Source organism: Rubripirellula lacrimiformis (assembly GCF_007741535.1).
Taxonomy (GTDB): domain Bacteria; phylum Planctomycetota; class Planctomycetia; order Pirellulales; family Pirellulaceae; genus Rubripirellula; species Rubripirellula lacrimiformis.
Window position 1 is genome coordinate 6,418,054 of record NZ_CP036525.1, and the last position, 26,245, is coordinate 6,444,298.

General features: G+C 58.2%; 18 protein-coding genes. 10 read left to right on the forward strand and 8 right to left on the reverse strand.

The genetic code is table 11. From position 1 onward, the window contains the following. Positions 1-107: 107 nt before the first annotated feature. Entirely contained in the window at positions 108-326 is a 219-nt protein-coding gene (locus K227x_RS22460) for a hypothetical protein (RefSeq protein WP_145173121.1), read from the reverse strand. Positions 327-643: 317 nt separating this feature from the next. Here K227x_RS22460 and K227x_RS22465 point away from each other — a divergent pair, with 317 nt between their 5' ends. Continuing rightward, positions 644-3,637, forward strand: coding sequence for a dockerin type I domain-containing protein (locus K227x_RS22465; RefSeq protein WP_145173124.1), 2,994 nt, complete (start codon positions 644-646; stop codon positions 3,635-3,637). A gap of 232 nt (positions 3,638-3,869) precedes the next feature. On the opposite strand, the gene K227x_RS22470 is transcribed toward K227x_RS22465, so the two are convergent. Together K227x_RS22470 and K227x_RS22475 are read right to left on the reverse strand one after the other, a co-directional pair. Continuing rightward, positions 3,870-5,303, reverse strand: a complete 1,434-nt coding sequence (locus K227x_RS22470) for an IS4 family transposase (protein WP_145167733.1) — start codon at positions 5,301-5,303, stop codon at positions 3,870-3,872. 617 nt (positions 5,304-5,920) lie between these two features. Beyond that, positions 5,921-6,880, reverse strand: coding sequence for a TerC family protein (locus K227x_RS22475; protein ID WP_246146056.1), 960 nt, complete (start codon positions 6,878-6,880; stop codon positions 5,921-5,923). Positions 6,881-7,052: 172 nt separating this feature from the next. Here K227x_RS22475 and K227x_RS22480 point away from each other — a divergent pair, with 172 nt between their 5' ends. Continuing rightward, entirely contained in the window at positions 7,053-7,835 is a 783-nt protein-coding gene (locus K227x_RS22480; RefSeq protein ID WP_218933455.1) for an NIPSNAP family protein, read from the forward strand. A 361-nt stretch (positions 7,836-8,196) separates the two neighbouring features. Next, the gene (gene mutS / locus K227x_RS22485; RefSeq protein ID WP_145173127.1) at positions 8,197-10,845 is read left to right on the forward strand and encodes a DNA mismatch repair protein MutS; all 2,649 of its coding nucleotides are present in this window, start codon (positions 8,197-8,199) and stop codon (positions 10,843-10,845) included. Positions 10,846-10,932: 87 nt separating this feature from the next. Here mutS and K227x_RS22490 read toward each other — a convergent pair whose 3' ends face one another. Continuing rightward, positions 10,933-11,802 (reverse strand): MBL fold metallo-hydrolase, encoded by an 870-nt coding sequence (locus K227x_RS22490; RefSeq protein WP_145173130.1) that lies wholly within the window; start codon positions 11,800-11,802, stop codon positions 10,933-10,935. Between the two features lie 228 nt (positions 11,803-12,030). Between K227x_RS22490 and K227x_RS22495 the strand changes: the two genes are divergently transcribed. Further along, complete coding sequence (locus K227x_RS22495; RefSeq protein WP_246146058.1) at positions 12,031-12,966, forward strand: sugar phosphate isomerase/epimerase family protein; 936 nt, start codon at positions 12,031-12,033, stop codon at positions 12,964-12,966. 410 nt (positions 12,967-13,376) lie between these two features. Here the strand turns inward: K227x_RS22495 and K227x_RS22500 are convergent, their stop codons facing one another. Next, on the reverse strand, positions 13,377-14,645 hold the full coding sequence (locus K227x_RS22500) for a hypothetical protein (protein WP_145173132.1): 1,269 nt from the start codon (positions 14,643-14,645) through the stop codon (positions 13,377-13,379). Positions 14,646-14,708: 63 nt separating this feature from the next. Continuing rightward, positions 14,709-15,851: a hypothetical protein gene (locus tag K227x_RS22505; protein WP_145173135.1), complete on the reverse strand. Its 1,143-nt coding sequence runs from the start codon at positions 15,849-15,851 to the stop codon at positions 14,709-14,711. Positions 15,852-16,357: 506 nt separating this feature from the next. Here K227x_RS22505 and K227x_RS22510 point away from each other — a divergent pair. Then, positions 16,358-17,644, forward strand: coding sequence for a lactate racemase domain-containing protein (locus K227x_RS22510; RefSeq protein WP_218933456.1), 1,287 nt, complete (start codon positions 16,358-16,360; stop codon positions 17,642-17,644). A gap of 269 nt (positions 17,645-17,913) precedes the next feature. Beyond that, positions 17,914-18,459 (forward strand): hypothetical protein, encoded by a 546-nt coding sequence (locus K227x_RS22515; RefSeq protein WP_145173140.1) that lies wholly within the window; start codon positions 17,914-17,916, stop codon positions 18,457-18,459. A 222-nt stretch (positions 18,460-18,681) separates the two neighbouring features. On the opposite strand, the gene K227x_RS22520 is transcribed toward K227x_RS22515, so the two are convergent. Beyond that, the gene (locus K227x_RS22520) at positions 18,682-19,548 is read right to left on the reverse strand and encodes a glycosyltransferase family 2 protein (protein WP_218933457.1); all 867 of its coding nucleotides are present in this window, start codon (positions 19,546-19,548) and stop codon (positions 18,682-18,684) included. 285 nt (positions 19,549-19,833) lie between these two features. Here K227x_RS22520 and K227x_RS22525 point away from each other — a divergent pair, with 285 nt between their 5' ends. Beyond that, positions 19,834-21,726: a cation:proton antiporter gene (locus tag K227x_RS22525; protein ID WP_145173143.1), complete on the forward strand. Its 1,893-nt coding sequence runs from the start codon at positions 19,834-19,836 to the stop codon at positions 21,724-21,726. Between the two features lie 88 nt (positions 21,727-21,814). Here K227x_RS22525 and K227x_RS22530 read toward each other — a convergent pair whose 3' ends face one another. Then, entirely contained in the window at positions 21,815-22,243 is a 429-nt protein-coding gene (locus K227x_RS22530; protein WP_246146060.1) for a hypothetical protein, read from the reverse strand. A 390-nt stretch (positions 22,244-22,633) separates the two neighbouring features. Here K227x_RS22530 and K227x_RS22535 point away from each other — a divergent pair, with 390 nt between their 5' ends. The 3 genes from K227x_RS22535 (at position 22,634) to K227x_RS22545 (ending at position 26,193) form a co-directional block, all read left to right on the forward strand. Continuing rightward, positions 22,634-23,203 carry a hypothetical protein gene (locus K227x_RS22535; RefSeq protein ID WP_145173149.1) on the forward strand — a complete coding sequence of 190 codons (570 nt, stop codon included), beginning with the start codon at positions 22,634-22,636 and terminating at the stop codon, positions 23,201-23,203. 85 nt (positions 23,204-23,288) lie between these two features. After that, entirely contained in the window at positions 23,289-25,067 is a 1,779-nt protein-coding gene (locus K227x_RS22540) for a DEAD/DEAH box helicase (protein ID WP_246146062.1), read from the forward strand. Between the two features lie 121 nt (positions 25,068-25,188). Then, positions 25,189-26,193 (forward strand): AAA family ATPase, encoded by a 1,005-nt coding sequence (locus K227x_RS22545; RefSeq protein WP_145173152.1) that lies wholly within the window; start codon positions 25,189-25,191, stop codon positions 26,191-26,193. The last annotated feature ends 52 nt before the right edge of the window (positions 26,194-26,245 follow it).

The window sequence follows — 26,245 nt, forward strand, 5'->3', positions numbered from 1 at the left end:
CGGGCGGGGTGGCTACGGGCCGGGTGGCTACGGGCCGGGTGGTTACGGGCGGGGTGGTTACCGCGGAATGGGCGCCGCGTGCTAGCGTGCGCTGGCGGGTCGCACTGTCAGCCCCGCACGTCGGCAAACAAGAATTCACTGCGTCGGTTGGCCAGGAACGGCGTGAAATGTGTGAACTGCGTGATCGATGGAACATCGGCTTCCTCGATTCCTCGCCGGGAGCGACGGGTCGGCGGAAAACCGGTGTCGATGGCGGGAAGGTAGGTGGCACGGAAAAACAGGACAATGAAAAAAAATCCTGAATAGAACGAGACACCGCGTATCATAAATCGTTCTTACAGTGCGGTGGGGGGATTTCCGACTGGATTCCGCCTTCCAAGGTGGCTTTTCCCGCCAATCCCCCCGGATCGGGGAAACTTTTCCGCGGCTCACGACGTCTCAATGCGCTAGAGTTCCTTGTTTCATGCTAAAAATCATCGAAAAATACGTCGTCCGATAGACGATTCGTGGTCATCGCCCTAAATCCCCTCGGATGGCTTATTAGGATGGTTCACGAAGAGCGAGAGTCGATCGAGATCCGCCCCACGCTTTGTCGGCCGCAATGTGGCCGTCAATTTTCAAATTTCATCGCAGAATCCATCTGATGGTCAAACGTCAACCACGATCCAGCATGCGTCGCATCCAAGTCCGCCGCCGCTTGACTCTGGAACATCTGAGCGATCGTCGTGTTTTGGCTGCCATCACTGGCGCGGTCTTCGACGACCTGAACCAATCGTTGTACCGAGACACCGGCGAACCCGACGCGGCCAGCCGGTTGATTTATCTGGACCTGAACGCCAACGCCCAATTGGATGTCGGCGAAAGATTGTCGTTGGCGGGCTCCGATGGCAGTTTCAATTTCGACAACCTGCCGGACGGCACCTATTCGGTTCGCCTGTTCAACGCGACGTCGACCCAACAACAGACGTTTCCTGTCGAAGCCGTCACTCCGATGGACGCGATCGAGATCACCGATGGGATTCGGCTGATCGCTGGCGACGCGTCATCGTCGGTGCTGACCACCGACTCGATCGTTTTCGCAGCCCCAAGTTCTGGCACCTCCACCAACCTGACGGTTGGCGATGAATTGACCGCGATGCAATCGTTGCCGGACGGCCGCTTGTTGGTCGTTGGTACAGATTCGTCCACCGACAATGCCTGGATCGTTGACCCAACGACGTCCGCCATCACCCCTGTGGAACTGTCAACCATCGCAACAGCCTGGGCCACGGTATCGCTAGATAGTGATGGCCATGGCGTCCTGCTGGAATCCGTAGACCCGATCAGTGGTCCCGCACAAATCCCGGTGCGTTCGATCGACGCATCCAATTTGGGGACCGGCATCAACGTGACCGTGACCACGACGATGGTCCCGTCGGACACGCAAGTCCTGTCGTCTGCTACCGGCGTCCGTTCGGTATTTGGATCGACAACGAACGATGGCTTGTCGCTTTCGCTGTGGAGCAATTCGACGGCATCGCTGATTGGGTCGCCCATCGATGTTGCCGGCACCAGCGAACTGCTGTCGTTCGACGACGCATCCGGTTTGCTGGTGCTCCGCACGACGGATGGCGGAGTCAGCGTCCGCGATGTGAACGCCGACTTTGCGCCGCTGTATTCTTTGGCCGATCAGGCTGGCCCCGTCGTGATCGATGGCAAACGAGATCTACTGATCACGTATTCGCCCGCCGATTCGGCCGTGCAAGTGATTCACCTGCAGGATGCCGAGGTCATTGCGAACCTTGCGGTCGACCTGTCCGCGATCGGGCAAGTTTCGTCGCTGGCGATCGGCGAAACCCCAGACTCGTTGATCCTGTTGGGCGCTGCCGGAGTCCACGAAGTCCGCCTGACTCGCCCGGCCGCGCACACCGTCACGATCGTCGGTGGTGCGAATCCCGATGCCGTCGAGTTCGGAATCTTCCAGACCGGCGGGAACGCGGCACCGCGTTACGATGAACTGCCGCTGATCGAAACCAACGAAGATGAACCGCTGACCCTAGCGGCCCCCGCAGCGACCCTGGGATCCGCCGACGCTGACGACGACAACTATGTTTTAGTGCAAACCGGATCAGCCCAGCATGGCGCCGCATCGATCACAATTCGTGGCGCAGTCGCCTACACGCCTGACCAAGACTTTCATGGCACCGACACGGTCACCGTTGTCTTGCACGATGGTCAAACCGCATCCGCAGCGACGGCACTGAACATCACCGTCCAAGCGGTTCCAGATCCGCCCACGGACATCGACGTCGATATCCCCACCGTGCCCGAGAATATTCCCACCGGTGTTCCGATCGGGACCATCGGTGTCACCGATGTCGATGGTGGCGGTGGACACACGATCGGCATCGACGATATCCGTTTTGAAGAAGACGGCGGACAGATCATCTTTGTCGGTGGCGATCTTGACTTCGAAAGCGAACCGACCATTTCGATCGGCATCAGCGCAACCGATCCTGACACCAACGAAACCATCGAAAAAAGTGTCAGCATCCAGATCGGCGACGCGAACGATCCGATCACCGGAATCACTCCCAAAACAGCATTCGTCTTCGAGAACGCACCGGGCGACATTGTCACGGAATTGAAGGTGCAGGACCAAGACGCCGAACAGGTCCATACGTTTACAGTCGATGACCAACGGTTCATCGTGGAAGGGTTTGACCTGCGTTTGGCCGACGGTGTTTCGGTCGACTACGAGACCGAACCGACCATCGTCGTTCATGTCACAGCGACGGAGGTCGGCGGCCCCAACAGTTACACCGAAGAAATCACGATCACGGTTCGCGACCTGCCCGAGCAGGGATCGGCGCTGACACTGACCGACGACACCATCATGGAATTGACGTTGGGCGACGAAGTCGGTGAGATCAAAATCGACGGTGGCACTCCAGCGGCCAGATTCACCTTGACCGTGGACGATTCGCGATTCGAAGTTTCCGGATCGACGCTAAAACTAAAGGACGATGAATTTGTCGAACTAGCCGTTCAATCGGAAATCCAAGTCACCGTGACGGCCGACGACTCGATGAACGAATTCGCTTCGATCGAGCAACCGTTCATCATCAAGATCGTCGGAAACGAATCACCGCTGCACAATCTGGATGACCCGTACGATGTGGACCACGGCGGTGACGTCACCGCTGCCGATGCGTTGGCAATCATCAACTACCTGAACATCTATGGTCCCGGCCCAGTGGGCTCCGGCGGGATGGGCTATTGCTACGACGTCAATGCGGACGGCTTTGTCACCGCATTGGACGCGTTGTTGGTGCTGAATCAATTGAACCAGACCAGCAGTGGCACGGTCGGTGGCGAAGGGGACCAGCCCGGCGAAGGCGAGCAGCCAAACGTTCCCAATCCAATCCCGCGTCTGGATCGCCAATCGATCGCCGATGACGATAGCCAGCAACAGGATCCGGTCGCACAAGAATTGACTGCTCCATCGTCGATGTCGCTGCGTGACGACATGTTCGTCCAATGGCAAAGCCAATCGTCCGGTACCGCTGGGCTCCAAGGCGAAGATCACCAAGAGGATCAACCATCGCCATCCGAAGTCGACGCCACGTTGCGGTTACTGGCAGACGACCAAGCCTAGCGGGCAGCAACGTGCCGCGCGTAGCGCACCGCCGCAAATCGGTTGACCGTGGGCAGCGGTAAAACGACGGTGGGCGATTCGACGATCAGTTCGTTTCACCGCGTGGGTATCGCCCCGTGCGTTTCTACACACCGCCACGCGCGGCCCGGTGGGCACGCGGTTAAACGATGTTGGGCGAGTTGGCGATCAGCTCGTTTCACCGCGTGGGCATCGCCCTCTTTATCCTACACATCTATTTTAAGCCTTTGATTGCCAAATAGGCTTCGTGGTAGGCATGGGCTTTGAGCAGTCCACGCCAGATGGTCGTCGAGCCTGGAGGTCCTTGCCCGTGTTGGTCTACGTAGCCACCTAGTTTGGCAATCACTCGACAAAAATCTTTCAGCGTCGGTGGGGTATCGCTGTGCAAAACACCGCCTTCAACGACCGTCATCACCGCTTGCCAAAACGTCGCATCGTAGATCGCCCCGCAGCTTGCCTCCGGAGTGACACGCGAAGCGCTTTTAAGTTGCTCGACTCGGAATGCCGTGATCATCAAGGCGGCCACAGCGTTCAAATATGCGTCAATACTTTGATACTTCAGCTTCTCTATCCTCATCCCGCTCTTGAGCGTCTTGAAAAAAACCTCGATGTCCCAGCGCCTGCAGTATGCTGATAAAACTAGCTCGATCTGAGCCAAACTGGTCACCGCGAGTGAAGTAAAGAGTACCCAGTGGATCGGCTCGCACCCCACCGGAGGATCAAGCTCAACCGCTTCGACAACTTGAAGCTCCACGCGAGCAACCTTTCCGCCGGGACGCTGCGGGCCATGCACTTGAACCGTCTTCGCACGAACCGAGATCGTTGCCGTGCGGCCGTCGCGGTTGCTTCGGCGTTTGCGGCTTTCACCGCTAATTAACGACTTTCGTGGCGAAACACTGACTTCAAATTCGTGCGAAAAAGGGACTTCGGCAATCGCCTCGCTCAGCACCTTGGGTTGTTCAGCAGAGCCAAGATAGACTCGCCGATCCTGACATCCGCGGATAACGAAATCATAGTTTTCGGCCAGATCATTGTTCTGGATGAGCAACTCGTAGATGTCTGATTCGCTGTCCGAGACGCCGATGTAATGAGTTTGAGGGTTTGCCAGAGCGATCTGTTCGCCGCTTTGCATCAGTTCAAGCCAACGAGCGCTTTCCTTCTCTTCAAACGCCATGGTCCTGATCTCGCGATCGCGTTGAGCTTTGCCCACGTTTTGGCGAATCGAGTCACGTGTCCAGATAAGTTGGTCAACGCAACCCAAGACGAGACCATCGAGAGTGACGGCATAAAGCGGATGCAGAAAGAATCCCCGCTTTTTTACGTCCTCCAGAGGCCCGGCACCGACGACTTGACGCGAAGGTTTGGTGAGATCGCAAACGGTGGTGTCCTGTGCCAGCACGACGACATCGTACTTGGCTGACCGCTCCATCGTGGCTTGATTATGGGGCTGCAGAATTGCCATCCAGTTCACACTGGGGGTGTTGAAAAGCCGGTAAGTGGCTGTGAGGTCTGCAACTTCTCCGCACGCCGCCGGTGTCGAGGGCGCTACCTGATCGAACTGCTCAAGAATTCGCCTGAAGCGTTTACTTCGACGCTTGTCACCCAGGTCCAATGTCCGAGTCTCTTCCTCAATCCATCCTGGACACATCGAATCATCTCCGTCCCTTGAAGAAATGTCAGGGACGGAGTGTCTCAAGAAAGATGTGTAGGATAAAGAGGGGCATCGCCCCGTGCGTTTCGACACACCACCGCGCGCGGCCCGGTGGGCACGCGGTTAAACGAGGGTGGGCGAGTCGACGATCAGTTCGTTTCACCGCGTGTGCATCGCCCCGTGCGTTTCTACACGCCGCCACGCGCGGCCCGGTGGGCACGCGGTTAAACGACGGGGGGCGAGGCAAATCGTTTAGCCGCGTGGGCATCGCCCCGTGCGTTTCTACACACCATCGCGCGCGGCCCGCTGGGCACGCGGTTAAACGACGGGGGGCGAGTCAAATCGTTTCACCGCGTGGGCATCGCCCCGTGCGTTTCGACGCCCCACCACGCGCGGCCCGGTGGGCACGCGGTTAAACGACAGTGGGCGAGTCAAATCGTTTCACCGCGTGGGCATCGCCCCGTGCGTTTCGACACACCGCCACGCGCGGCCCGCTGGGCACGCGGTTAAACGACGGGGGGCGAGTCAAATCGTTTCACCGCGTGGGCATCGCCCCGTGCGTTTCGACGCCCCACCGCGCGCGGCCCGATGGGCCGCGGTTCAACGACGGTGGGCTAGGAGGCCGACGCGCCTGATTGACGTGCTTGTTCGGCCAACAGTTTCCTTTGGAACCTGGTCTGGACCACGTCCACGATGATCAGCACCGCCAACACAAAGTAGAACGTGCTCTTGGCCATTGGCGTGACATGGTGCCCGAACAATTGAATTTCGGCCAAGTGACCACCTTCGCTGACCAGCATCACGCCGACGATGAACAGGATGAACAGCCCCAGCACTTCGTACATCCGATTCTTTTTCAGGAACTCGGCGACGCTATCGGCCAACACGATCATCAACACACCGCTGATCACGATTGCGGTCGCCATGATGTAGAGGTTCTTGGTCAGAGCCATGGCGCTAAGAATCGAATCGAAGGAAAACACCAGGTTCATGACCACGATCAGCGACACCGCTTTTGCGAAACTGTTTCGCTGGCTGTTGCTTTCGCTGTCTTCGAAGTCATGGACCGCCAGCATGTGATAGATCTCTTTGATCGCCGTCCAAAGGATGAACGCACCACCGCCGATCACGATCAGGCTGTGCCCCGAAACGGCCGCCGACAGGAACGAACTGTTGAATTCAAACAAGGCTTCCTCCAGCAGTTCGACCACGTTGACGATCACAAACAGCAATGCGATTCGGAAGACGATCGCCAAACCGATGCCCAGTTTTCGAACGCGGGACTGATCCGCTTCGTCCACTCGCTTACTTTCGATCGAAATGTACAGCAGGTTGTCGAACCCCAACACGATCTGCAGCAGAACCAGCATGCCCAGCGTGAAGATCCCGGCCATGGAGAAAAAACTCTCGACCACCGGCTCGGACGTCTCGGCGACTGCATTGGCCGCTTCGCCAGCGATGGCGGCGTCGGCCAGGGTCATCACGCTGCCTAGATTGGACAACAGATGGAGGTCCGCCAGCGCAGCAAGGGGGTACGACAAAACGCCGTAAAAAGGCTCGATCAGTCCCAGCATATTCTTGGTCCGTCTTGGATGGGGGCCATCGTGAAAAGAAGCGATGCGAGACACTTGTACCGCGTTGTCGCTGGGCCGATTATGATGTCGACGACAATCGTCGACCACCGCCCGAACCGAAACGAAGCACTGGGCGGAAAATTAGCGTTTCTCTACCCAAGAAAGACCGCCCATGATTCGCCCTGTCCATTTTCTGATCGGCATGTTGCTTGCCGCCGTCGCACTGCCGACCGTGTCCCCTGCCGCCGATTCGCTCCAGCAATACGAAGTCCGCAGTTACATTTTGGGCGAAAAGGGCGACGCCGAAGCAGTCAGCGACTATCTGCGTGACGCCTTGATCCCAGCACTGAAACGCCAAGGCATCGGCCCGATCGGCGTATTCAAGAATTCCGAAGCGGATACCAGCGGCGTTTCGCGAGTGATCATGGTGATCCCCTTCGACAGCGCCGAACAAGTCGCCACGTCCCAATCCAAATTGCAGGCCGACACCCAATACCAAAGCGATGCAAAGTCGTATCTGTCGGGTGGCCCCAAGGATTCGCCCTACCAACGGATCAGCAGCGAATTGCTGGTCGCGATGGATTGCTGGCCCAAACTGAAAGTCGCGGACGGCACCCTCCAAAACGACGACCGCGTTTATGAACTGCGAGTTTACGAGAGCCCCAACGAACGACTGGGCCACCTGAAGGTCGACATGTTCAACGCCGGCGAAGTGCCCATTTTCTTGGATTGCAAGATCCAGCCCATTTTCATCGGACAGATGGTGGTGGGTCCGCAAACACCCGGACTGACCTATTTGACGGTTTACGAAAACGACGCTGCACGACTGGAAGCCTGGAAGGCATTCCAAGTGAATCCAGCATGGAATGTGTTGAAGAAAGTCGAAAAGTATCAGGGCACGGTCAGCCACATCGACAAATACATTTTGGTACCGATGCCGTATTCGCAAATGTAGACTGGGCGGACGTCCATCTTTTCAGTGACGTTCCCCGGACACTCATCACGCTTGCGCCCCGCGCGAGCGTCCCCCTTTCAACCACAGCGCCCCTCCACCACGGTGACCGCCCGGAACGGACCGGCGGTCTTCCCGGGGGGGCAAACGCGGCTATCGGGGACGGCGTCTTTCGCCACATGATTGATCATCCGTTCGGCGTTCCCCAAGCTAGGCGGATTTGGTCGGTGCCGAGGCCGGGGGAGAACCCACCACTGGCATATTTTCCCCAGCCGGATCCTCCGTCATCCACCGCGTCGACAGGGTGGCTTTTTAGCCGCCGCGTGTCTGTCCCGATCCGATCCACTGCGGTACGATTTCGGTCATGACACCGATGATGAAACAGTACCATGAGGCCAAAGCAGCGTGCGGCGACGCACTGCTGTTTTTCCGCATGGGTGACTTCTATGAATTGTTTCTCGACGACGCCAAAACGGCCGCCGGGATCCTTGGACTGAACCTGACCAGCCGGGATAAGGACAGCGATAATCCGACCGCGATGGCCGGATTCCCGCATCACCAACTGGATTCTTATCTCCAGAAACTGATTCGCGCGGGCTACCGTGCGGCGGTTTGCGAACAGGTCGAAGACCCCAAGACGGCCAAGGGGCTGGTCAAGCGAGAGATCACTCGCGTCGTCAGTGCGGGAACGCTCACCGACGACGGACTGCTGGACCCACGCGAAGCCAATTACGTTGCCGCGGTCTGCATGCACCGCGACAAGAAAGCGGAAAAGAACGGCCAGGAACCCCGCGTCGGTATCGCTTGGGCGGAACTTTCCAGCGGTCGCTTCGAAGCTGGCACATTCGCCAAGAGCCGGATTGAAGACGAACTGGCCCGGATCGGTCCCGCCGAGGTGCTCTACCGCGAAGACGACGTAACGTTTTCTCCCGACACCACTGCCCCCTGGTCTTGGACCTCGCGACCGGCGTGGACCTTTGCCGAGGATGCGGCCAAAGAAACCCTGTGCAAGCAGTTCTCCGTCAACGGGTTGGAAGGGTTCGGTTTTGAATCCGACGACGCCCCCGCCCTTCGTGCTGCCGGGGGCGTGCTGACGTACCTGCAAGAAACCCAGCGGCGTGACTTGGATCACTTCCGCAGCATTTCCGCCCACAAGCGGAGCGGTTTTCTACAGATCGATGCGGCGACGCGGCGCAGTCTGGAACTGACCCGCACCATCCGCAGCGGGTCGCGTGACGGGTCGCTGCTGGGCGTCATCGATCGCACCTGCACTCCGATGGGATCGCGATTGCTGGGCGACTGGATCGCCGCACCGCTGATCGATCGCACGGCCATCGAAGCCCGTTTGGATGCGGTCGCCGAACTTGCATCCGACGTCAAGTTGCGTGGGGACATCCGCGAAACATTGAAGGAAACCTTCGACCTGACTCGACTGTTGGGCCGGATCGCGACCGGTCGAACCGGACCGCGTGACCTGCAGCAGGTGGCACGAACCCTGGCCAGCCTGCCGACGCTGAAGGCACGTCTTAGTGATCGCACATCCCAGCGGCTTTCGTTCATCGAATCCCACCTGCACCTGTGCCCCGAACTACGCAGCCAGCTGGAAAACGCCCTCGCCGACGAAGTGCCTTTGTCGGCTGTGGACGGCAACTTCATCCGTTCTGGTTTCAGCGAAGAACTGGACGGACTGCGGGAATTGGCCAAGGGCGGCAAACAGTGGATCGCGGCGTACCAGAAACGCCAGATGGACGAGACGGGCATCACGAACCTGAAGGTTGGCTACAACCGCGTGTTCGGTTACTTCCTAGAAGTTTCCAACGCCCAACGCGATCGCATCCCCGATTTCTTCATCCGCAAACAAACACTCAAAAATTGCGAACGGTACATTACACCGGAGCTGAAAGAGTACGAAGAAAAAGTATTGGCGGCGGACGAACAAGCCGCATCGTGCGAACAGCTGCTGTTCCAAGAATTACGCAGCCAAACCCATCGCCACTTAACCGTCCTGGGCGAAGTCGCAGTAGCCATCGCAGAACTGGATGTATTGGCATCGTTGGCCGAGATCGCGGTGACGCGCCGTTGGGTGCGACCGGTCCTGACCGACGATTCGGTGCTGAAGGTCGAAGGCGGACGGCACCCGGTGCTGGACGTGACACTTCCGCAGGGTGAATTTGTCCCCAACGACTGTATCCAGTCGCCCGAAGCCGGCATGATCCTATTGATCACCGGCCCCAACATGGCGGGGAAAAGCACGTACATTCGCCAGATAGCATTGATCACTCTGCTGGCGCAAGCCGGTTCGTTTGTGCCTGCCGACAGTGCCGAAATTGGCATCGCCGACCGCATCTTCGCTCGCGTCGGCGCCAGTGACGAATTGAGTCGCGGGCAATCGACGTTCATGGTCGAGATGGTGGAAACGGCTCGAATTCTAAACACCGCCACTTCTCGCAGTCTGGTCATCCTGGACGAGATCGGACGGGGCACCAGCACCTACGATGGACTGTCGCTGGCCTGGGCGATCACCGAACACCTGCACGAACAGATCGGGTGCCGGACGTTCTTTGCCACCCACTATCACGAATTGACTCAGCTAGAAGAGTCGCTTCCGCGAGTGGCCAATCTGAATGTGGCGGTCAAGGAATGGGACGACGAGGTGATCTTCTTGCATCGCATCGTACGCGGCGGAGCGGACAAGAGTTACGGCATCCACGTCGCTCGCCTGGCCGGTATCCCCACCTCAGTCAACGAACGCGCCAAAGACGTCCTGGCTCAATTGGAAGCCGATCACCGCGACGCGTTGGACCGACCAACGATTCAATCCCCCGGTGCGAAACAAGGCGATGCCAACGGTAAATTCCAACTGACGCTATTCGGTTTCGCCGATCACCCGCTGATCGAACAGGTCGACAAGTTGGACGTCAACTCGATGACTCCCTTGGATGCGTTGCAGTTTCTGCAGAACGCCAAGGAATCGCTGAACAAGTCGTCTGAAACGGCAAAGCCCAACGGTTAACCGACCGACCATCCTCGGTCACCATGCCGGCAGCCCCCGGCATGGGAACGGACCAGTCCCAACGAGAGCCAAAGAGCCAAGGCGCAACTAGGCTTGGCCGGAATCCAAACCGACATCGACTTGCAGACCGTCGTAGGCCAAATCGATTCCATCGGGCAACTCGGACGTGGTTGGTCCGTAGTCCAGGTCGTGGCTAACGTGGGTCAGCCACGTTTGTTTTGCACCGACTTGCCGTGCCACCTCGACCGCTTGATCCACACTAAAGTGAGTGGGATGAGGTTGATGGCGAAGGGCACCGACCACAAAAGTTTTGACGCCGGCGAGCCTGGCCATCGATTCCGGTGGAATGTCGTTCGTGTCGGTGCAATACGCGAAATCGCCGATACGAAACCCCAGCACATCAAAGTGAGGCCCATGCTTCAATCGGATTGGCATGATCGATGCCCCGAATAGTGGGATCGGTTGGTAGGGGCTGATCTCGCGACATTCCAGCTGTGGTCGGGACCCGGGATGGGTTTGGGCGCGAGTCGAAAAGGCGTAGTCAAACGAATGCTTGATCCGCTGTTCGACTTTGGGTTCGCAGTACAGCGGGACTGGCCCGCCCAAACGAAACGGAAACAATCGCAGGTCATCCAAGCCGAACAGATGGTCCGCATGCTCGTGCGTGTACAGCACAGCATGGACCAAAGGGATTTTCTCTCTCAGCAATTGGAATCGCAGATCGGGCGGGGTATCGACCAGCAGTGTGCGAGTCGGTTCGTCGTGATCCACAGCGAGTCCGTGCCAGCCCAGTTCGATCGTGATCGCACATCGGGTCCGCTGGTTGCGAGGATCGTCGCTTTGACAAACTTCGCATTGGCATCCGATCACCGGCACACCGACGCTGGTCCCAGTTCCCAAAAAGGTCACTTTGGCATGGGTGGGGGGGGTGCTGGTCGGGTCAGGATTATTGGTCATTGCACCCGGAATGGAATTGAGCAAAGGAAAGCCCCTTGGCTAGGGGCTGATGATTCTGCGATACTCTGCAGCTTGAAAACAGGACCCTGAACGATTCCACCGTCATTTGAAGGCCTGATCACCCGGTAGAACGGTGCCGAATGGTGATTTTGCCCCCCCGAAATGCTGTCGCCCGCGGTTGACGCGTTCTGGCGACTCTCGATCCCTATCAAATACGAAAGAATCTTCATGAAGATGATCAAAAACTTCTCGCCCGGCTCGCTGGGCATCAACGGCCGTCAAACCGAACTTTTGGAATTGGCCCTGACGTATGCCTTCAATGGCATCGACATCGACATGCACGAAATGCTTCGTCGCAGCCAACGTACCGACGTTGCTGACGCAGCGAAGTACTTGGAAGCCGCACGCAAGGCATTCAAGATCCGCATCGGCGGCTTTGACTTGGGCATCAATCTGGACGCCGACGAAGAAACCTTCACCGCCCAGGTCGCCACCCTGCACCCGCTGGCCGAATTGGCCAAAGAATTGGGCATCACGCGAGCATACGTTCGCGTTCCAGCCGCGACCGATCGATTGCCCTACCACGAGTACTTCGACGTCCAAACCGCTCGCCTGAAGCAAATCGCCGACCTGTTGGCCGTTCGCGAAATCAAATTGGGCATCGGTTTCGCCGCTGGCAAGGAATTGGAAGAAGGCAAAGAATTCCCATTCATCCGCAACGTCGAAGGTTTCATCGCATTGGTCAAAGCCGTTGGATCGACCAACGTTGGCTTCTACATCGACACCTGGGACTGGGTCGTCGGCGACGGAGCAATGGACCAACTGAGCGAATTGACCGCTGACGAAATCGTTGCCGTCCGTTTGTGCTCGCTGCGTCCCGAAAGCGATCCTGCAACCGCAAAGTCGAACGAACGTGTGGTGCCGACCCAAGAAGGTCTGCTGGATCACGTCAAAGTCATCACTCACTTGGTCGAAATCGGATTCACCGGCCCCGTCAGTCCAGGCGCTTCGGGAGCCAGCTACAAAGGCCAGACTCGTGAAAGCATCGTGCAACGCGGACAAGTCGCGTTGGACGAAATCTTCACCGCTGCTGGCTTGACCGTCGCTCCATTGCCCAAGGATCTGATCGAAGACATTCCTTACGAGCCAAATCCAATCGGCTAAGAATTCAGACGACTGAAATCTAGCTAAGAAATTGCGAATCTACGAAAACGGCTCGGTCGCCTACGATCGAGCCGTTTTTTCGTGCCCGGCCATTGTCACCGTGGACCAAGGTCCACGGCAGAAGGCTGTCGCCACTACGTGGCTGTCAGGTCGTGGGCTTCGCCAGAAGCCCTTTCCAGCTGGGAACTGCTGGCGAATCCCACTACCACGGTTCGAAGTCCCAGAGGGACGGCAGCCTCAGTGCCGGTGGTCTTGACCACCGGTTGATTCGTGGCTGTCAGGTCGTGGGCTTCGCCAGAAGTCCTTTCCAGCGGGGAACTGCTGGCGAATCCCACTACCACGGTTCGAAGTCCCAGAGGGACGGCAGCCTTAGTGCCGGTGGTCTTGACCACCGGTTGGTTTGCGGCGTCTTAGTTGCTGAGCCCCAGCGCGCGACGAATCCGGGTTGCTACGATCGGATCGGATTCTTCGGACATCAAGGTCTGCAGATGACTTCGGGCTGCGGCGTCGTTCATTGTTCCGATCACCGATACAACTCGCATTCGGACATCGCGGTGCTCATCGCGGCTCATCATCCACAGCCAAGGTCGCGGATCGATCGATGGTTCACGGGCGATCAGGTCGACCAGATCCAATCGAGTTGGCAGATCGGCGGTCGCGATTCGCGTGGCCAACTGAAGATCTTGCTGCGTGTAACCACGGGAAAGCAGTTCTAGCTTGGCCTGTTCGCGAAGAGGTTCCTGTTGGCTGGACAGCCAATGGATCACCGACACGTCGTCATAGGCTTGCATCGCCGAGTCCACCAACGTGGCTTGGGCGACGGGCATTTGCTCGGGCTGTGGCGTCACCGAGTAGGCGGTTTCGCGGGACACGACCGGCTTTTCGACCATCGTCTGATTGGGCGATTGAACTTCCCGCAATAGCACCACTTCGTCGGGCTGGACGGGCTGCAGACGCATCGCGGCCGACTTGTAGATCGACGGCAAAGAAGCGTCCGAGGTCGGATCGGCGTTTGCACCGCCCAGTGTATCGACCGGCAATGGCTGGCTTTGAATCGCCAATCGCTTGGGCCGAGCCGGATCCAGGGGTTCGTCGGCCAAAATGCTGGGGCCGGCGCGACCGGACAGAGTCAGTAGTTCCAATTTGTCGTTTGCGTTTTGGTACAGCGCGCGTGACGGGGCGTCCGTCCGCGCGACCATTTCGTGGATCGTTTGTTGCAGCAGAGTCACCGCCCAACCGGTTCGGTCGTCCGGCAATCGCACAGCGGATTCACCGATTGCCGCAACCATCTGACTGTGCCGCGTGCGTTGCTGAGGCAATGACAGCACAGTCCAGTCGTTCTGCATGCCGCGGAGCAAATCGTAAGCGGTTCGAGCCACATCAATGTCGTCGACCGCCAATGCGTCGGCCAAAAAGGGGATCGACAAAGGGGCCAAGTCGGCGATCTGGACCAGCCGGTTCTTCTGCTCGCCCGAATCGAGCGCAGCGAAGTTCGCGGTCAGGCGATTCAGCAGAAAATGCCTGCTGCCGACGCTGATCCCTATCGTCAAGGCAAAACAGACGGCCACCAGAACCAAAAATTTCAGCGCCTTGGCAGCAGCCCGCCGACGCGGTCTTTCCGCACCGATGGAAACCGTCGCGAAAGGGTTGGGAACGTTGGTGAAATCGCCGGGATGCATATCATTTTGCCTGGGTAAAAGCTGCCCGCGGATTGTCGCGGTAGCGGTTCGACCGAGGCAAGATCAGTTGCGTCGAATTGCAGCCTTGGCGCATTCGCGGTCGTACATCGCGACCTGTTCGGACCACTGTTTTCGCAGCCGTTCAGGCACGTCAACGCCGCTTTGAAGGTCGCTGACCACACCCCCAAGCGTCGGCAGGGTCGCGATCGAGAAATTGGGCTCGACCCACATCACGAACCCGCGATCATCCACCAGAACAATCGCTCCCGGATCCATTTCCAACGTTCGAGCGATCTCTCCGCGTGCATCGATAAACTGCGGCAGGCTCCATTGACCGGCCACCGCGTCGGGCACGTCGGCGTCCACCAAAACGGCGATCCGAATCTTCTTTGCCATTTCGCCGGCCATCTGATTGGCCCACAACTGGGCGGCGGCAACGGCTCCCGCCGTGCTTTGATCGGCCGTCAATCGCACTAACGCCGTCAACGGTCGATCGATACCGCGGGAGGACAGGGTCAGCTGACGCCCTACGCTGTGGGCGCGGATCGGCCGTACTTGGGTGCCTAGAATCCGGGCCGGCCGGGGTGGGGGCAGCGGCACGAATCGGCTGACCAACTTGGGGGCCTGAGGCAATCGTTCGATCTGCGGTGCACGATCAGGCGCGTTGAACGTGGCACCGACCAAGTCGATCGTCAATGCAATCGGCTGGGGCTGCGCCCCGGGAATCAGCGGGGCGACGATCGATGGCAACTGGACACGGCGAATCGTGGACGTGGGTGGGTCGATCCAAAATTCAAAACGCTGGGCGTCGGCTTCGACGACGACGCTGGGGCAATGCCGCCCGTCGACGATTCGCGTCGGGCCGTATTGAAAGTGATTTGTGTCGCGAAACAGCGTTTTCATGGGCGAATCGGAAAACAACCATTCCAATTGCGGCGGCGGGCCAGCCAACCCAGCGGCGACTCGGCCTACCAAAATCGGATCCGCGATCAGCCCGGCAACCGTCGGTCGACCCGATAGCGGCTTTGATTTCAACACCTGAGAATCGAAGTGATTCGACAGCGGATCGGCCACCCAAGCGGTCAAACCATCCGCGTCGCTGGTCAACCGAACGTCGTAGGTTTCCAGATAAAGTTCGTTTCGGTCCAGCCACAGACGCATCGGAGCGACGCGAGTGGTTTCCGAATCGCCGTCGAGGTATGTCATCGTGACGCGGCCGTTGTCGCGATATGACGACGCCGCACGGTATCTTGCGAAAGTAGACGCTAGCAACTCCTCCGGCGACTGGCTGGCGTAGGAGGCCGGTTTCGCATCAACGGAAGCCTGCGGGTCACCAGTGGCGTCAGAATCGGGTTCTGGGCTGCCACAACCGACGACTAGGAACACCACCCAAACGACCAGCCACGCCCATCCTGGCCTTCCGCGGCCAGGCGTGCAGAAGCGAGGGGAACGAGCCACAATCGGCGAAAGATGGCGAACAGTTTTCACAGCGGAGCGCATTCCCGTTGGCGAGTGACTTCTCGAATCCACGCGAACGTACTAAAACCTGCCCAACGGTCACAATCGTGATCGCAGGCGCCCAGATGTTCCGATTCGTCTGGGTGGTGCCGACTTTCGTCCATTGTGCGAACCGCCTGTGCCGGTCAGCCGACGATCCTGACGATGTCGGTCAACCTTTTGCACTGCCCCCCACTTCATTTTTGCCAGCCGCTATGTCGCTTCAGTTTTCCGATACGATCGACGCCTTGACCAGCAATCAGGTATGGCGATACGCATCGGTCCCGGACGGGAACCACCCGGATGTAGCCGCAGCAACCTACGCAGCCCTGCAGACGCCCACCGATTTTCCTCCGTTATCGGCTGCGGTGGTGGCGGGCGACCGAGTCACCTTGGCGGTCGACCCGAACGTTCCCCAGATCGGTGAAGTGATCCGCGGCGTTGTGCGTGCGCTTAGCGAAACCGACGCCGATGGGGTCGACGTCGTGTTGTGGGACGAAGCCAGCGACGAGACCATCGAAGCGATCCGTAGCGAGATGGTGCCGACATCTCGCATCGTCCGACATCGCAGCAACGACCGACGTCAATTGAGTTATTTAGCCGCTGACGAATCCGCTGAACCGATCTATTTGAACCGGTTGTTGGTCGACGCCGACTTTGTGCTCCCGATCATGGCGGGACGCCCATCGGTGCCATCGCGCCCACGCGACCTGACCGGCGTCTACCCATGGTTAGCGGACTCCGCAGCCCGCACGCGGTATCGAGATTCACCGCCCTCGGCCGCCGAAGAAAACGCTCGAATGGCCGCGGAAACGACGTGGTTGCTGGGCGTTCAAATCATGCTGTGCGTGTCCCCATCGGCCGACGGAGCGGTTCATCAAGTGACCGCGGGGACGATCGAATCGGTCGCCAAAACGCTGCACCAGGACGAAGCCACCGAGGCCGATTTCCCCCCTCCGGCACCGCTGATCGTGGCCTCGCTTGACGGCGGTCCCCAGCAACAAACGTGGGCCAACGCGGCGCGGGCGGCCAGGGCAGCCATGGACCACGTGCTGCCCGGCGGCACGATCGTTTTATGGACCGACATCACCGATCTGCCCAGCGGTGCGATGTCGCCGGATCCGGCGGCCGACGACGACTTCGACGATGAAGACGACGACGATCCACCGCGCGACGATGACGACCGCGATCGAAAAGAGTTGGACAACGAAGACGACGAAGCAGATCCGTCAACGGAAACCGATTCGGATGACGACGATCCTGCCTTCCCATCGTCGACCAAGGCGATGGAAGGCGACTTTCCAGACTGGGATCCTTCGGTATCGGTGTCGCGATTATTGGCCGATATCACCGCCGAACATCGGCTGCTGATCCACGCCCGCCTGGACGATGCCATGATCGAATCGCTAGGCGCAGGCGCGATTGCCGATCGTGCCGGTTTGGGACGATTAAGCAGCGGGTTTGACGGCTGTGGCGTGATCCGAGCGGCCCAGTTCGGATGAGAAATCACGAACCGACTTGAGTCTTGTTTGCTAGCGAAACGCGGGTTTCTGATAAACCGTTCCGCTCGTAACGGTCAGGGGATGCTATGGCCACCGAATTTCTTAGCAAACAACTGTTTTTGCTTAATTCAAAGTTGAGCCACGCGTGGCGACGGATAGGATCGAAGTCGTGCATGGGGTGACGAGGTGCTCAGCGACGGACGCTGAAGCGCTGCCCTAGATCGCACAATTTGAAACTCCCCTGCCGACGAGGCGAGCAATCCATGGACATGAGCGAGACGAGCCGACCGGTCGCCGATGAAGTCGACTTGATGTTGGCCAACGCCCGCTTGCGAGACGAATTGGAACCGTACCGGGACGAGTCAATCGACGCGTCGACTCACCGGATGAATCTACGGACCGAAAACGAATATCTCGCATCGATGCTGGCCTGGGAACGTGCCCCCGCACTGCCAATCGCCAGCTGGTTCACACCCGTGATGGAACTGCCGTCCCCCGAATCGTTGGACGACGCAGCCCTTTCGGAACTGTTGATCGGAACCATCATTCGTCTGCATTCCCAGCGAGTGGTGCTGCGGTGCACGGACCACCTGACTGATCGTGAACTCTACAAGATCATCTATCGCGACATCCTTCCCTGTTGCGAAAAGAAGGTCGAGATTCCTGGCAAGTGCCTGGAGTGGCGTTGTATCGATGACAACGAAACCTGGCTTCGCTTCTATGCGGACGCTGTTGAACGCCGCCGATTCCAAGAGGAATACGACGTCGATCTGCCCCCCAGCGAAACACCGAAGTATCGCCGCGATCTGCCGTAACGAAGGCGTGTGGTGGTTGGCCAATGGAGTCGACTTCCTCAGCGGCTTTGCTGAATCCGCCGATACAGCGGCGACTAAAGTGACCCAATCGGTTGCCGTGGGATTCGCCTGAATACCACGGCTGAAAACGACGTTTGACGTACGTTGACGCTCGTCAAAAACGAGATCAACGTCGCTTCAGCAGGTGCAGTGGCTTTCGTCTGCCGACCGGCGAACCTGGCACTAGCCGTTGCGGTATCGCCACATGCAACCGAGTGCTGACACGGCGTCTTTCCAACCGATCTTTTTGCCTTCGCTATACCCGCGGCTTTGGTATCCCGTTGGAACCTCCAACACTTGATACTGGCCGGTCGCGACTTTAGCAGTGATTTCGGGTTCGAAACCGAATCGGCATTCTCTAAGCGAGATGCCGCGGATCAAATCGCCATCAAAAGCTTTGTGACAGGTTTCCATGTCGGTCAACCGCAGCCCGGTCAATTGATTGCTCAGCGCCGTCAACATCCAATTGCCCATTCGGTGGGTCAACGATGGGTCGTGGGAACCACCTAGATATCGCGATCCGTAGACCACGTCGGCATCGCCATCCAGGATCGGCCAAATCACCCGCAATAGATCCGCGGGGTCGTATTCCAGATCGGCGTCTTGGATCGCAACGATGCGACCACGGCTATGGCGAATCGCCAAGCGGACGGCCGACCCCTTGCCGTGATTGGCGCGTCGACGCAGCACGGTCAAACCCGATCGTTTCGGCAGCGACTCTAGCCACTGGCTGGTCCCATCGGTGCTGCCATCGTCGACGACGATGATTTCTGTCGCGGGCGGCATCACTTGTTCGATGCGTTGAATCACTTTGGGCAGCGTATCGCGTTCGTTGAACACGGGCACGATCACGCTGACATCAAAGTGGTCTGCCGGGATCGCACCGCTGGCGACCGAGTTGGCTTCGGCGATCAGACCGAGGGCCTCATCGATTCGGTCGATCATCTCGCCGTCCGACGCCTTGGTCTGCCACTGAGATGTGTTTTGCTGAACAGCAAATACGTCGTCGGCTGCGGTTGCCAATGAATCGCTTTCTAGTTTGGTTGCCATGACTGTCCGCCGATCAAGCGGCCCCTGATTGATCGTCAAAAAATGTAGCTGCCTGCCCCGCCGTCGCCCACGGTTGCGTCGCTGCCTTAACGATGGCCCATAAACAGTGACGGCGCAGCCGACATTCGACCCGAACGATCGTCTCTTTCGCATGTGATGGAACGCTTTTCGCGATTGTGCAGGTTTTGACGATCGTCACGAACTTTTCCGCCACCGCTGGCCTTCCGGTTCCGCTGACATGACAATCAGCCCACGGTTTAACTTGTGGACTCGGACGATGAATTCATGGAATTTCTGCTTTACCTGTCGATCATTCCCGCCCTCGGCCTGACGGCCCAGTGGTTGGCATGGCGAATGAATCTGCCCAGCATTTTGTTGTTGCTGCTGTTTGGCGTGGTTTTGGGCCAATTCATCAATCCGGACGACTATCTAGCGGGCCTGACCGGGGGTGACGCATCGGCGGGGCCCGAACTGCTATTCCCGCTGGTTTCATTGTCGGTCGCGGTGATCATGTTCGAAGGCGGCCTGTCGCTGAAACTTGGCGAACTTCGGGATGCCGGAACTGCAACATTGCGGCTGTGCACGGCGGGCGCCCTGATCACGCTAGCCGGGGCAGCCTGCGCGGCGCATTACCTGCTGGCGTTCTCGTGGCAGGTCAGCATTCTGTTGGGCGCCATTTTGGTGGTCACCGGGCCTACCGTGATCGGACCGCTGCTGCGACAGGTTCGACCCAGTCGGCGGGTTGCTGCGACCCTGAAATGGGAGGGCATCTTGATCGACCCGATCGGTGCGATCCTTGCCGTTTTGGTGTTCGAACATGTGATCGGCGGCGGCGTCGAAGAAGCGTTCTCGCCAGCCGCCATTCTGATGCTGGCCAAGACCGCCGTTCTGGGGACCGGGCTGGGCATCTTAGGTGGATTTGCCCTGACCCAGGCCTTTCGTCGATTCTGGGTTCCCGACCATTTGCATGGTGTCAGCGCCCTGTCGGTGGGACTGCTGCTGTTCGCCATCAGCAATCACTTTGCCCACGAATCCGGATTGATCACCGTGACGGTGTTGGGATTGTGGCTGACCAATCAACATCACTTCGACATCGAACACATCATTGAATTCAAGGAAAATCTGCGAACGCTGCTGATCGGTTGCTTGTTCGTGGTGCTTGGATCTCGCGTCGATCTGGCGGATGTGACCGCCGTTGGATGGCCGGGCGTGGCATTCGTGCTGGTCTTGATCGCGATCGTTCGACCCGTTTCGGTGTTCGTGTCGTTGATCGGGTCGCCGCTGAATTGGCGAGAGAAAACGTTCATCGCCGGACTGGCACCGCGCGGAATCGTCGCGGCCGCGGTCAGCAGTGTGTTCGCCCTAGAACTCGATCGCGGTGTCAGCACGGTATCGATCCCCGGTGCCGATCAATTGGCCACGGTCACCTTTCTGGTCATCGTCGGGACGGTCGCGGTGTACGGAATCGCTGCTGCCCCCCTGGCCAAATGGTTGCAACTTGCCGACCAAAAATCCAACGGTGCCTTGATCGTGGGCGCCGAATCTTGGGTGCGCGACTTTGCCCTGGAACTGAAACGTGCCGGGCTGCCCGTGCTGTTGGTCGACACCAACTACAACAAGATCGCGCAGGCAAAAATCGCAGGTCTGGAAGGTGTTTGCGGGAACATTTTGAACGAAACACTGCGTGGCGAATTGCCGCTGGCGGGAATCGGCAAGGTTCTGGCGATGACGCCCAACGATGAAGTCAACTCGCTAGCGATTCGCGAATGCCGCTCTGCGTTCGGGCGGGCCGGTGCGTATCAGTTGACCTTCAACGCCAAGAATGCTCACACCCGGCGGGGAATCACCAAACACCTGATGGGACGGGAACTGTTTGGCGAAGGGCTGACGTTCAGCAAGCTTCGCGAGATGCATCATCTAGGTGCCACGTTCAAGACCACCAAATTGGCCGATGAATTCACCTACCAAGACTTCGTCCAAAAGTATCAGAACTCTCACGTCCTGTTGGGCGTGCTGAAGGACGAAGGAGCGTTCGAACTGAACACGGTGGCTGATCCGCTGAAACCAATCGCTGGGCAGTCCGTGATCGCGTTGGTGTCATCGGTTGCGGTTCCCAATGACCACGATGCTGCTCCGGAAAAGCCGGCAAAGCAACAAAAAACCGACCCAACCGCCTGATGGCGAATGCGTCGGTTTCGTTTGGGATCCATTCATTCGGCTTGGCGACAACCGAAATCGGCGCGGCCGCAACCAAAATCAGCGTCGACTAGCTTTGGGTGGCGCCAACATCGTTGTTGCCCAATTGGGCCAACACCTGCAAAACGCCGTTCAGATGAGCCAAGCGTGGGCCGAAGCGGTCCACGAACTCGTTCAGCATGTATTCGCCTTCGATCAAGTGATCTTCGCTATCGGCGACTTCTTCGGTCAACGTGTTCAGGAACTCGGTTTGCACGCGGCTGAGTGTTTCAGCGGCTTTGCGACACGAATTGGCCAATTCTGGGTTGGCATTCTTCCACTGCTGCAGTTCATTGGCGCGTTGTTGGTTCGCAGCCGATGTTTGTTGGATCAGATTTTCCAGCAACTTGTTCTGTTGTTGTTGGCCAGAGACCAATTGACGCAGCAGTTCAATCGCTACACGGTCATTCGAAGCCGTCGGTGTAGAATCGGATTCTGCGGAAACATCGATTCGAAACATGGGCGAAATGGGCTCGTGGTCGTAAGACATGTCGAAATGGGCTCTGCGGAATCTTGGGATCGGCTTGCGAAGCAATTCGCCGAGTATAGCTCACGAAAATTGGGGTTGTCGAGCAAACGCTATACAACTGTGTTTTTTGTCGTTCACCATGCAAAACATCCGCATAATCAGAATGTTTTGCTTGCACACAGCCACCCCGCACTTTACCGCTACAACCGCTAAAGTCGGCACAAGCCGAACGCCGAAGATGTCTTGGTAGGCACGCGTCGGCAGCGCCGATGTGGCTGCGTGGAATCTTCGTTCGTTCACGTCGAATCCCACCAGCCCCAGGAAGCTTCCGCAGAGTGCCACCTGCAATTTGGTCTTCGCCTTTTCTCGTGACAGCAACGTATGGCCGTATCGGATACCACCATTGCCTATTTCACCGTGGTCGAGGACGAACGCACCGGATGGACCGGTGGTTTGTTGTTGCTCAACAGCGGTGGACGACCGCTCGAGTTTCAGTGCACGCTACCGGTACGCCCGTCGCGAGCACATGAAATCCTGTATGGACCGACTCTTCGCGATCACATCATCGGGGAAGTGATCGGTCCGTTGCTAGCAAAGAAAGTTCGCACACCGATCAGCCTGTTGTGTGTGGACCAACCCGAAGCGCTCGTGATCAGCCAATCCACTTCGTTCCCGATCGCGTTGGTCGTCGAAGCGGCGGAAGCCGACGAAGGCCCGATCCAGGATGATACGTTGATCGGTTCGGGCGAGGTGATGTTGGCGGGGTCCAAACTGCTGGTACCGATGGAACGGATCGAACAGGTATCGGCGTTGGCCGAAAAGCTGATCGATCTTCCCGATGCGGTGGAACCGTTCGAACGGATCCGCGAAGCGATCAAAGAAGCACAATCGCAAATTGCTAGGGCGCAAAACACCGCCGCCGCAACTCCGCGTATCGCCGACGCCGCCTAGCGTCCGGGTACAAAGGTTTCCTATTGCAGGGAGTAGTGGATCTTGTGAAAGATCCTGCCGTTTAGCGATTTCCAACAAAGACCAGATGCGTCCGAATCCATTGACACGCAGCATTGAATCCAAAGTCATGACCCCACGGCACGATCACTCGGGAATCACCGCCCAGATCGACTTGGCCAACAGTTGGTCGGCCGATTCACTGGTCCCCTCGGACACCTATGAACTGTCGTTCGATGCGATCAAGCCGCGTTCGCTGCCGATCCGAGTCTCGCCGCTGAAGACGCGTGTGACCGGATTCATGTTCCCCGAAGCGAACCAGTGGATACCGCCCAAGCCGCCGCCGAGTCAAACCAGCGAAGACAAAGAAGCGATCGAAAAGGTGCGCCGTCGCTACAAGACGATCAAACATCACCGGGTCAAACCGCCCAACGATGTCGTCAAGCTGCAGGACCGTCTTTACTATCTGCTGCAGCCGCCGCTGGATCTGTTGGTCGGCAGCGGCCAATTGAATTTCCCATTCGATCCCTTCGCCTATCAATTGGACGGGATCGCTTTCTTGTTCCCACGCTATGCCGCCGTGCTGGCCGATGAAATGGGTTTGGGAAAAACGATGCAAGCGATCAGCACGATCCGTTTGCTGCTTTGCAGCGGCGAGGTCCGCAGCGTGCTGCTGGTGTGTCCCAAACCATTGGTGACCAACTGGCTGCGTGAGTTCAGCGTCTGGGCACCCGAGATTCCGGTGACGGCAATCGAAGGCAACGCGGCCAAACGCGAACACGCTTGGCGATCGCCAGAGATCCCCGTCAAAGTCGCCAACTACGAACTGTTGATGCGAGACAAAGAAACGGTCTTGGAAAGTGGACTGCATTTCGATCTGGTCGCACTTGACGAAGCCCAACGGATCAAAAACCGCAACAGCACGACCAGCGAAATTGTCCGCGCGATCCCACGCACTCGGTCGTGGGCGCTGACCGGCACGCCGGTTGAAAACTCGCCTGACGACCTGGTGGGAATCTTCGATTACCTGTCGCCCGGTTACCTGAAGGTTGGCATGCCGATGGCCGAAATGGCCAAACGGTCCAAGGACTACATCATGCGTCGCACCAAAGACATGGTGATGAACGACATGCCACCGAAACTGTACCGCGATGCCGAACTAGACCTTACACCGGAACAATGGGCGACCTACGAACAAGCCGAATCCGAAGGCATCGTCAAGCTAGAGGAAATGGATCAAGAGCTGACGATCCAGCACGTCTTTGAATTGGTGCTAAGACTGAAACAGATCTGCAACTTCGACCCGCCCACCGGCAGCAGCGTCAAACTGGAACGCATGGTCGCTGACATGGAAGAGGTCGTCGCCAGCGGCAAGAAGGCAATCGTGTTCAGCCAATGGGTCAATAGCATCGACAAGATGCTGCCCGCGATGCAGCGTTTCGGACCTCTGGAATACCACGGTCGGGTCCCGCATAAAAAACGCGATGGCGTCATCGACCAGTTCAAAAACGATCCCAATTGCAGCGTGATCTTGATGAGCTACGGTGCCGGCAGCGTGGGCTTGAATCTGCAGTTCTGTGAATACGTTTTCTTGTTTGACCGATGGTGGAATCCGGCGATCGAGGATCAAGCGATCAATCGGGCCCACCGTATCGGCGCCCGCGGTGCGGTGACCGTCACGCGGATGTTGGCGATGAATACGATCGAGCAACGGATCGCATCGGTATTGGACGAAAAACGCCAAATGTTTGACGCCCTGTTCAGCGACCAGTCCGGCCCGACCAAGGGCAGTGGCGGCGGGCTTAGCCGCGACGAAATCTTCGGTTTGTTCGATTTACGAGCCCCCGGTGGCAAGAAGGTCGCCTGAGAATCGGCTCTGCTGCGGCCTTTTCTAGCGGCACCGGTGGCCCCGAGTGCGTATCGTTTCGGCTAAGATGTCAGTCCCATCACTTGGATACTGTCACCTTCTTGGAACATGCGCCGCAACGATGAGCACCTCCGTAGAATCCATGCAGGCCGATGCCGCGCAGTTTCGTGACCGCTACAACGCCGTCCGCGAAATGATCGGTCGCGTCATCGTTGGCCATGATGACATCGTCCACGGCGTCCTAACGGCGATCCTGTGTGGCGGCCACTGCCTGCTAGAAGGCGTTCCCGGCTTGGGCAAAACCATGCTGGTGCGAACGCTGGCAGAAGTATTGGACCTCGATTTCAACCGTGTTCAATTCACGCCTGACCTGATGCCCGCAGACATCTTGGGCACCAACATGATTGTCGAGGACGACGCTGGACGACGGAAGTTCGAATTTCAAAAGGGGCCGGTCTTTACCCAGATCTTGTTGGCTGACGAAATCAACCGCGCCACGCCCAAAACGCAATCGGCCATGCTGGAAACGATGCAGGAAGGCACCGTCACCGCCGGCGGCAAACGATTCGAATTGGCCAAGCCGTTCTTTGTACTGGCAACACAAAACCCGATCGAACAGGAAGGCACCTATCCGCTGCCCGAGGCTCAGTTGGACCGGTTCCTGTTCAAGTTGGTGGTCGGCTACAGCAGCCGAGAAGACCTGAACATCATCGTAGATCGAACCACGCGTGGCGAAAAGATTTCGCTGGAAAAAGTGATGGACGGCACCGAGCTGATCAAGTGGCAGGGGATGGTTCGCCAAGTCATCCTGGCTCCGCACGTCCAAGATTATCTGGTTCGTTTGAATCTGGCGACTCATCCCGACGGACCGCATAGCGTCGATGCGACCAACCAATACGTTCGCTGGGGAGCCAGTCCACGGGGCGCACAAACGTTGGCGCTGGCGGCCAAAGTTCGCGCGCTACTGGATGGCCGTTTCAACGTTTCTTTCGAAGACGTTCGACGTGTCTTCCTGCCGGCGATGCGGCACCGGGTACTGTTGAATTTCGAAGCTCAGGCCGAAGGCATCGAACCCGACACCGTCCTGCTGGACATCCTGGAAAAGGTGCCCGACAAAGCGGACTGAATACCAACTGCCCCCAATCGGTCAGTCGCCCGACCGTGGCCAGGGACGCTGG

Excerpts from the sequence above, each read along its gene's own strand:
- K227x_RS22465 (WP_145173124.1), top strand. The coding sequence starts at position 644 with ATGGTCAAACGTCAACCACGATCCAGCATGCGTCGCATCCAAGTCCGC.
- K227x_RS22520 (WP_218933457.1), bottom strand. The coding sequence starts at position 19,548 with ATGGCAACCAAACTAGAAAGCGATTCATTGGCAACCGCAGCCGACGAC.
- K227x_RS22510 (WP_218933456.1), top strand. The coding sequence starts at position 16,358 with ATGTCGCTTCAGTTTTCCGATACGATCGACGCCTTGACCAGCAATCAG.
- K227x_RS22475 (WP_246146056.1), bottom strand. The coding sequence starts at position 6,880 with ATGCTGGGACTGATCGAGCCTTTTTACGGCGTTTTGTCGTACCCCCTT.
- K227x_RS22535 (WP_145173149.1), top strand. The coding sequence starts at position 22,634 with ATGGCCGTATCGGATACCACCATTGCCTATTTCACCGTGGTCGAGGAC.
- K227x_RS22500 (WP_145173132.1), bottom strand. The coding sequence starts at position 14,645 with ATGCATCCCGGCGATTTCACCAACGTTCCCAACCCTTTCGCGACGGTT.
- mutS (WP_145173127.1), top strand. The coding sequence starts at position 8,197 with ATGACACCGATGATGAAACAGTACCATGAGGCCAAAGCAGCGTGCGGC.
- K227x_RS22525 (WP_145173143.1), top strand. The coding sequence starts at position 19,834 with ATGGAATTTCTGCTTTACCTGTCGATCATTCCCGCCCTCGGCCTGACG.
- K227x_RS22530 (WP_246146060.1), bottom strand. The coding sequence starts at position 22,243 with ATGTTTCGAATCGATGTTTCCGCAGAATCCGATTCTACACCGACGGCT.
- K227x_RS22515 (WP_145173140.1), top strand. The coding sequence starts at position 17,914 with ATGAGCGAGACGAGCCGACCGGTCGCCGATGAAGTCGACTTGATGTTG.
- K227x_RS22470 (WP_145167733.1), bottom strand. The coding sequence starts at position 5,303 with ATGTGTCCAGGATGGATTGAGGAAGAGACTCGGACATTGGACCTGGGT.
- K227x_RS22495 (WP_246146058.1), top strand. The coding sequence starts at position 12,031 with ATGAAGATGATCAAAAACTTCTCGCCCGGCTCGCTGGGCATCAACGGC.
- K227x_RS22490 (WP_145173130.1), bottom strand. The coding sequence starts at position 11,802 with ATGACCAATAATCCTGACCCGACCAGCACCCCCCCCACCCATGCCAAA.
- K227x_RS22545 (WP_145173152.1), top strand. The coding sequence starts at position 25,189 with ATGAGCACCTCCGTAGAATCCATGCAGGCCGATGCCGCGCAGTTTCGT.
- K227x_RS22505 (WP_145173135.1), bottom strand. The coding sequence starts at position 15,851 with ATGACATACCTCGACGGCGATTCGGAAACCACTCGCGTCGCTCCGATG.
- K227x_RS22460 (WP_145173121.1), bottom strand. The coding sequence starts at position 326 with ATGATACGCGGTGTCTCGTTCTATTCAGGATTTTTTTTCATTGTCCTG.
- K227x_RS22540 (WP_246146062.1), top strand. The coding sequence starts at position 23,289 with ATGCGTCCGAATCCATTGACACGCAGCATTGAATCCAAAGTCATGACC.
- K227x_RS22480 (WP_218933455.1), top strand. The coding sequence starts at position 7,053 with ATGATTCGCCCTGTCCATTTTCTGATCGGCATGTTGCTTGCCGCCGTC.